General features: G+C 46.3%; 8 protein-coding genes. 5 read left to right on the plus strand and 3 right to left on the minus strand.

Going from position 1 to position 7,504, the window contains the following annotated elements:
- Nucleotides 1-2: 2 nt before the first annotated feature.
- Nucleotides 3-1,406 (minus strand): peptidylprolyl isomerase, encoded by a 1,404-nt coding sequence (locus SD450_RS18315; protein WP_318345829.1) that lies wholly within the window; start codon nucleotides 1,404-1,406, stop codon nucleotides 3-5.
- Nucleotides 1,393-2,265 carry a peptidyl-prolyl cis-trans isomerase gene (locus tag SD450_RS18320; RefSeq protein WP_318345830.1) on the minus strand — a complete coding sequence of 291 codons (873 nt, stop codon included), beginning with the start codon at nucleotides 2,263-2,265 and terminating at the stop codon, nucleotides 1,393-1,395. The genes SD450_RS18315 and SD450_RS18320 overlap by 14 nt, the downstream gene beginning before the upstream one ends.
- A 121-nt stretch (nucleotides 2,266-2,386) precedes the next feature.
- Here SD450_RS18320 and SD450_RS18325 point away from each other — a divergent pair, with 121 nt between their 5' ends.
- Genes SD450_RS18325 through SD450_RS18335 form a run of 3 tightly spaced genes read left to right on the plus strand, consistent with a single transcriptional unit; the run spans nucleotide 2,387 to nucleotide 4,249 of the window.
- Complete coding sequence (locus SD450_RS18325; protein WP_318345831.1) at nucleotides 2,387-2,842, plus strand: SRPBCC family protein; 456 nt, start codon at nucleotides 2,387-2,389, stop codon at nucleotides 2,840-2,842.
- A 4-nt stretch (nucleotides 2,843-2,846) separates the two neighbouring features.
- Nucleotides 2,847-3,104, plus strand: coding sequence for a hypothetical protein (locus SD450_RS18330; protein WP_318345832.1), 258 nt, complete (start codon nucleotides 2,847-2,849; stop codon nucleotides 3,102-3,104).
- Between the two features lie 11 nt (nucleotides 3,105-3,115).
- Nucleotides 3,116-4,249, plus strand: coding sequence for a serine hydrolase (locus tag SD450_RS18335; protein WP_318345833.1), 1,134 nt, complete (start codon nucleotides 3,116-3,118; stop codon nucleotides 4,247-4,249).
- Nucleotides 4,250-4,253: 4 nt separating this feature from the next.
- On the opposite strand, the gene rimO is transcribed toward SD450_RS18335, so the two are convergent.
- Nucleotides 4,254-5,564 carry a 30S ribosomal protein S12 methylthiotransferase RimO gene (rimO, locus tag SD450_RS18340; RefSeq protein ID WP_318345834.1) on the minus strand — a complete coding sequence of 437 codons (1,311 nt, stop codon included), beginning with the start codon at nucleotides 5,562-5,564 and terminating at the stop codon, nucleotides 4,254-4,256.
- Between the two features lie 127 nt (nucleotides 5,565-5,691).
- Between rimO and SD450_RS18345 the strand changes: the two genes are divergently transcribed.
- Nucleotides 5,692-6,795 carry a serine hydrolase domain-containing protein gene (locus SD450_RS18345; RefSeq protein WP_318345835.1) on the plus strand — a complete coding sequence of 368 codons (1,104 nt, stop codon included), beginning with the start codon at nucleotides 5,692-5,694 and terminating at the stop codon, nucleotides 6,793-6,795.
- 192 nt (nucleotides 6,796-6,987) lie between these two features.
- Nucleotides 6,988-7,449 carry a hypothetical protein gene (locus SD450_RS18350; protein ID WP_318345836.1) on the plus strand — a complete coding sequence of 154 codons (462 nt, stop codon included), beginning with the start codon at nucleotides 6,988-6,990 and terminating at the stop codon, nucleotides 7,447-7,449.
- Nucleotides 7,450-7,504: the final 55 nt, after the last annotated feature.

The following is a 7,504-nucleotide window of genomic DNA, read 5'->3' on the forward strand; positions in this document are numbered from 1 at the left end:
ACCTACTCCTTTACCCAGTTGTTTGCAAAATCGCAATCCTTATTGTCCACATTCACGTGGATGTACGTATCCTCGATATGTTCATCCATCCATTTTTTGATGGCCTTCAATTGTTTTTCCCTAAGGGCCAATTCCTGTATTTTGATGTAATCCTTTGCAAAGTCGGCCTTGTGTTCATCATATCGGTTGGAGATCTTCATAATTTTGAACTTGGGTGCTCCCCCTCTTGGATCATCTTCCCGGACCGGTCTGGAGATTTCTTGGTCCTTTAAGTTACGGACTTGATTGTAGAGTGTAGGATCCATCTTGGTGAGTTCAAAACGGGAATCAAAATTGATGGGGTTGCGCAGCAATCCTCCATCGAACTTGGTCTCCTTTTCATCCGAAAAATTCAATGCAGCATCCGCAAAGGTATATTTGCCATCCAAAATGTGTTGCCGGATGGAATCCAATTCCTGGACCGCCTTGTCAATGGAACTCTGTGGAATTTCTGGAATCATGAGAATGTGCCGGATATCCCTTTCCTGCCCCCTTACTTTTTCCACGTAGATGATATGATAACCGAATGTAGTCTCGAAAGGTTCGGATATCTCGCCTTCACGAAGACTGAAGGCCACATCCTTGAATTCCTTGACAAACTGGGTCTCTTTGGTCATGGTGTACAAGCCCCCTCTGGATTTGGAACCTGGGTCTTGGGAATATAGGATGGCCTTTACATTGAAACTTGCATCGTTTTCCAACACGTCCTGCCTGATTTCCTTCAATTGGTTGATGACCTTTTGTTTCTCTTCTTCTGGTGCTTCAGGTTGCTTCACGATCTGTGCAATCTCCAGTTCGGCACCAAAAACCGGTCTTTCCTCCTCTGGGATGTTGTAGAAGAACTGTCGCACCTCTTCTGGGGTCACCTCAATTTCCTCCACTATCTTGCCCTGCATCTTTTCGGAGAGCATCCGAAGTTTATTGATCTCGAAAAGCTCGGTGCGGAAACTTTCCACATCCGGTTTTTTGTAGAATTTCAACACTTTTTCCATAGATCCCACCTGGGCGACCAACTGCTGTATCTGCCTGTCGCTTTGGGCGTTCACCTGATCGTCCGAGACCAGCAAACTGTCCTGTACGGCTTGGTGGGCATAGAGTCTGTCCTCCATGAGCTTGCCCAAAAGGCCGCAACGGGTAATGTCCTCTGTGGAGGCTCCTTGGCTTTGGAGATCGATCAATGTTTTATCGATGTCCGATTCCAAGATCACATAGTCACCGATTACAGCGGCAATGCCATCCAGTTTTATCTTATTGGCAGAACTTGTCGTATCGGCCACCGTTAAAGCTTCATCGGTTTCCTGGGCATTGGCATGTCCAAATAGCGCAAGCAATGCAATGGCGAGAAGTACTTTGTTATTTTTTGTCATAAACCTCAAATTCTTTCTTCTTAATGGCTTCATCTATAATTTCGGTTTCCAGTTTTTTCACATAATTCAAACGTCTGCGGTTCAGGATCAGTTGTCTGATGTCTGGCTCCACATACTCAAACGGTGCTGTGTCATTGACTTCCAGCATGTTATTGATCACGCCCAAATATACCCCTAATGAATCTTGCAACTCAAAAAATTGTGATTTTTTTAAGTGCGAGGCCTCGTTCATCGCTGTAAGTGGTGGAATTTCCTCTATGACCCTGGAAGCGCTTACCCAAACAGAATCGTTGAAATGTATCTTCTTGAACTGTACCGCTATGGAATCCAAATACCTTTTGTCTTCTTCCTTCCAACTCCTGATCCTGGCCTTTACCCCATCCTTGTCCAAAAACTGGGCCGGCATGCCCACAAATCGGAGCTGTACCAGTTTTTCGTTCAGTTTGAAGTTTTCCTTTTCCTGTTCGTAGTATTGCCGCAATTGGCTTTTGGTCACCGCTGTGTCCTGCGCCTGTAACACCAAGGCCTCGATGTAGGCCCTGGTATAGAGATCCGCCCGGTAATCGGACACCAATCGGTCAAATTCCGCCAGTTTCTCTTCGGGAAGGTTGATCTTGGACTTGGACAAAAACAACTGCTTGGAGGCCCAACTGTTGACATAGTTGGTCACAAACAACGTACTGTCCTCCTTCGTCATATCATCCTGGATGAGCGAGGCGATGTCCTCTTTATATAGGTAGGTATCCCCCACCCTTGCCAAGGGCTCTTTCTCCTCCTCGTCGTTGAACAAGGAATCGCAGGAAGAAAACAGCAGTGCAAAAGCTGCACAAAGCAAGAACAGGTTGTTTTTTTGGAGCATAAGCATTTCGCAAAAATAACAATTACACGATCCCTTACAAGCAGGTTGCTTTCTCATTAACAGATTTTTAGTAGGCACTGCCAACAAAGAAATTGTTACATTAGTGCAAAACCAAACAAAAATGAAGTATACGACAGAAATCGTTGTTGATGTACCCAGGGACGAATTCATCAAAAAAATGGACAGTCCCGAGAACATGAAACATTGGCAACGGGGCCTTGTGGCCTATGAACAACTGTCCCAAAACCCAGGTCAGGAAGGCGCCAGGATGAGCTTGAGCTATCAAATGGGCAAACGGGAAATGGAGCTGGTGGAAACCATCATCAAACGCAACCTCCCCGAAGAAATGCACGCCACCTACGACACCAAGGGCGTACATAACATCCAAAAAAATTATTTCAAGGAGGAAGATGGAAAAACCCGTTGGATCTCGGAATCCGAGTTCCAGTTTTCAGGTCTTGGGATGAAACTCATGGGTTTCCTGATGCCGGGCGCCTTCAAAAAACAATCCTTGAAATACATGGAAGATTTTAAGAGCTTTGCCGAGAAAGGAATATCCGTATTGGACCAACAGTAAGGAAATGGAAAAAATTTTGGACCGAAAAATAAAAATGATCTGGGACTTCAGGGGGCCCAGCGCAGCAAGGACTGCAGAGCACTACAGAAAACATCTGGAAGAATTCGTCACCGTGGAGGAGCTGAAATATGACCTCAGCGGAGTGGAGCATTTTGGCCCCACCCACAGCATTGCCTTTTTGGTAGTGGCTGAATTTGAGCTGAAAGAGGTAAAGGACATCCTGAAACCACATCGGGGCCAGATCTATTCGGGCGAACTCTAATCCTATCCAGCATGCGCAGCATATACATACTTTTAGGGTTGATGGTTCTCGTAACTTCCTGTTCGGAAACCAAACCGATCAAACCGCTGGAAAAGGCGCTTGCTTCGGAGAATCCATACATCAGGCAGGTGATGGAAAATCTTGACGCACACGAGGTCCAGATCCGTTTCACGCAAATCGACCGAAGGAACGATAGTATTTTCTTCACCGACCATGATTTTCAGGTAAACGCTGAAAATTATTTCTATCCGGCCAGCACGGTCAAGTTTCCCGCTGCCGTGGCCGCTCTGGAAAAGCTCAACGAATTGGATTCGCTGGACATGCACACCCGGTTTTATATCGAGGGCGATTCGGTGGAAACCACTTTTGTTAAGGCCATTTCCGAAATATTTGCCGTGTCGGACAATGCTGCCAACAATAGGTTGATTGAGTTTTTGGGACAGGACGACCTTAACCTGCGTATGCGCAGAAGGGGCGTGGAACCCATCCGTATAGCCCATAGATTGTCGGTTCCCAATGCGGACGATGTCACCACCACACCTTTGGTGATCTACCTGAACGATTCCACAACGGCCGTGAGCAAACCCATCATCAACACTTCTCCCAAACCCTTAAAGCTGAACGGCATCAAAAAAGGAAAGGGGTTTTATGCCGATGATTCCCTGCAGACCGAACCTTTTGATTTTTCATTGAAGAACCATTACCCCATACCCGCACAACATGCCCTCCTCAAGCGGGTCATTTTTCCAGAAGCATTTCCCGCGGACCAACGTTTCAACCTGAGCGAGGAGCAGCATGATTTTTTATTGGAGGCGATGCACACCCTTCCTCCAAAACTGGGGTACGATCCGGAGGAATTTTATGACAGTTATGTCAAATTCTTCCTGTTCGGCGACTCCACGGACCCTATGCCGGAGCACATCAAAATATACAATAAAGTAGGGTATGCCTATGGCACACTGACGGATTGCGCCTATATCCAGGACACCTTGAACAATGTGGATTTCATGGTCACGGCAACCATTCTGGTGAACAGCGATGGTATTTTCAATGACGATGCCTACGACTATGACGAAGTGGGCATTCCCTTTTTGGCCCAATTGGGCAGGGAATTGTATGACTATGAGCTACAACGGAAGCATTGAAATTCTAGGACAGTTGTACCGGAACCCCATATAGATCAAAATCGGAAGCATCGGTGATCTCGATGGTAGCAAAGTCCCCAATTTTCACGTAATGCTTGGTAGCATCGATAAGCACCTCGTTGTCCACATCGGGAGAATCAAATTCCGTGCGTCCCACAAAATGGTTGCCTTCCTTTCTATCGATGATGCACCGGAAGGTCTTTCCGATCTTCTCTTGGTTCAACTCCCATGAAATCTGCGATTGGATTTCCATGATCTCATTGGCACGCTGTTGTTTCATCTCTTCGGGCACATCATCCTCCAACGAATAAGCGTGGGTGTTCTCCTCATGGCTATAGGTAAAGCATCCCAAACGCTCAAAACGCATTTCCTTGACCCAATCCCGTAGGATCGCGAAATCCTCCTCGGTCTCCCCGGGGTAGCCAACGATCAACGTGGTCCTGATGGCCATATCGGGGACGGCTGCCCTAAAGTCCTGCAACAATTTGGTGGTCTTGGCCTGGGTGGTGCCGCGCCTCATACTTTTAAGTATGGCATCCGAAATATGTTGCAACGGGATATCGATATAATTGCAGATCTTGGGCTCTTCGCGCATCACCTCCAACACATCCATGGGAAAGCCCGTCGGGAAGGCGTAGTGCAAACGAATCCACTCGATGCCCTCCACCTTGACCAAGGCTTGGAGCAATTCGGCCAAGTTCCGTTTTTTGTACAGGTCCAGACCGTAATAGGTAAGATCCTGGGCGATCAAAATGAGTTCCTTCACGCCCTTTGCTGCCAATTTTTCTGACTCGGCCACCAATTCCTCTATGTGCTTGCTCTTGTGCTTGCCCCGCATGAGGGGAATGGCACAGAACGAACAGGGACGGTCGCAACCTTCGGCAATCTTCAGGTAGGCATAATTCTTGGGTGTGGTGGTCAACCGTTCACCGATCAGCTCATGTTTGTAATCCGCCCCAAGTGCTTTGAGCAAGTTGGGTAGGTCGCTCGTACCAAAATATTCGTCCACATTGGGAATTTCCCGTTGCAGGTCGGGCTTGTAACGCTCGCTGAGACAGCCGGTCACAAAAACCTTGTCCACGAGGCCCTCTTCCTTCTTCTGCACGTATTCCAAAATGGTGTTCACGCTCTCCTCCTTCGCATTGGCAATGAAACCACAGGTGTTGATCACCACCACGTTGCCTTCCTCTTCATGGGCGACCTCTTTGTTATTGGCACGTAGCTGTCCCATCAACACTTCGGAGTCATAGACATTCTTGCTACAACCCAGTGTCACCACATTGATTTTGTTCTTCTTGAGCGATTTTGTCCGCATAGTTGCTATAAATGGAGTGCAAAAATACAACAACACAGCGCATTACATCGATTTGCCTGCATAATTTTCCTGTTGAGGCGTTAAACTATTGGCCCCAACGGGGGTCTAAGGTCCAAATTCCAAGGTCATGAAAAGATTTGCACATCCGTTCCTTCTGCTTTGCCTCGTGTTGATTTTCAGTTGTTCTTCGGACGATGGTCCGGGAGACGGCGACAACATCCCAGATCCCGAAACAGGCGAACTGTATTTCCCTCCCGTGGGTTCCGCGGAATGGGAAACCATCTCCCCCACCAATCTGGCATGGAACACAGAGGCCGAACAGGCCCTTTACGATCTGTTGGAGGAAAAGGGCACCGATGGGTTCATCATCCTGAAAGATGGCAAAATTGTGGTGGAATGGTATTTTGGGGATTTCACTGCAGGGGACAACCATTCGTGGAACTCCGCCGGAAAAACCTTGACGGCCATGACGGTCGGCATTGCTCAAGAAGAAGGATTTTTGTCCATCGGCGATTCTTCCATGGACTATTTGGGTGAAGGATGGTCCATGCTCACCCCGGAACAGGAGGCCAATATCACCGTGCGACACCACTTGACCATGACCACAGGGCTGGACTATACCGTGGACGAACCTTTTTGCTATGACAAAGAATGTCTGCTCTACAAAAATGAACCGGGCACCTATTGGTACTATCACAATGCCGCCTATACGCTACTGGATCAAATTGTGACCAACGCGACCGGCACGGATTTCAAAACCTATTCCTATCAAAAGATACGGGACAGGATCGGGATGCAGGGCAATTGGATCACGGTGGGCTACAACAACCTTTTCTTCAGCAATACGCGGAGCATGGCCCGGTTTGGACTACTTTGTTTGAACCAGGGCACATGGGACGACACCGAGATCTTATCGGACAAGACCTATTTTACGGAAATGACGACCACTTCCCAAAACCTGAACCCTTCGTACGGGTATTTATGGTGGTTGAACGGGAAGAGCCAGCACAAGGCCCCGGGGTCGGAAACCACTTTTGAGGGGGAACTGTTCCCCGATGCCCCTGACGACCTTATTGCGGGATTGGGTGCCTTTGACCAAAAACTCTACCTAGTGCCCAGCGAAAACTTGGTGATCGTGCGATTGGGGGACGATGCCGGGGAAAGCCAATTGGGCCCCTCCAGTTTTGACAATCTGCTCTGGGAAAGGCTGAATGCCTATATCGGGGAATAATTGCGCTTGTATGGTTCTTTAAGATTTGATTATCCTCAAAAGATCATACCCTGCATTGATTTTATGATTAATTTGGGGGTGTATGTGGTTGTGTTTTACATTTGTCATATAAACAAGTTATAAAAAACTATGAGTAAAAGTTATTACTTACTCACACTAACTAAATCGTAGCCGAATCCATTTATTTCTTATTTGAAAAATTCTTTTAGCATATCACTATTTATATTACTCCTCCTAATTTTCTTTTGGAATTGCAAAGACAATTCGATTTCAAAAAGCAATCAAGTTCCTGAAATAGAAAAAGATTCAACCGTTCAAAATTTAAAAACGGATCCATCCAAAATCCAATTAACCAAATACGACAAAAAATGGGTCAAATATGTAAACCTGAATGGGATAAAGTTGAGTGAATTCGAATTTTATATATCTGAATTTGGGGACACTCTTTGTTGGAACAGAAAAATCTATAACAATGGAGAAATAGATTACAGTAAGAGTAATTTTTATGATTTCAATGCTAAAATGGCTAGGGACAGCGTTATAAAAGGCCGAATAACTCTTCACTCGGAATTGGATCATTCTATTAAAGATCCTGTGGTGGAAAGAGAACTTACAGTAGATTTTGTTAACCAGGCACGTTCAGAAGCGACATAATTATTTGATTATCAGATAATTAATTCGTATATTTAGGTATAATAAAACCCCGAAA

The organism is Flagellimonas baculiformis (assembly GCF_033441575.1).
Classification (GTDB): domain Bacteria; phylum Bacteroidota; class Bacteroidia; order Flavobacteriales; family Flavobacteriaceae; genus Flagellimonas; species Flagellimonas baculiformis.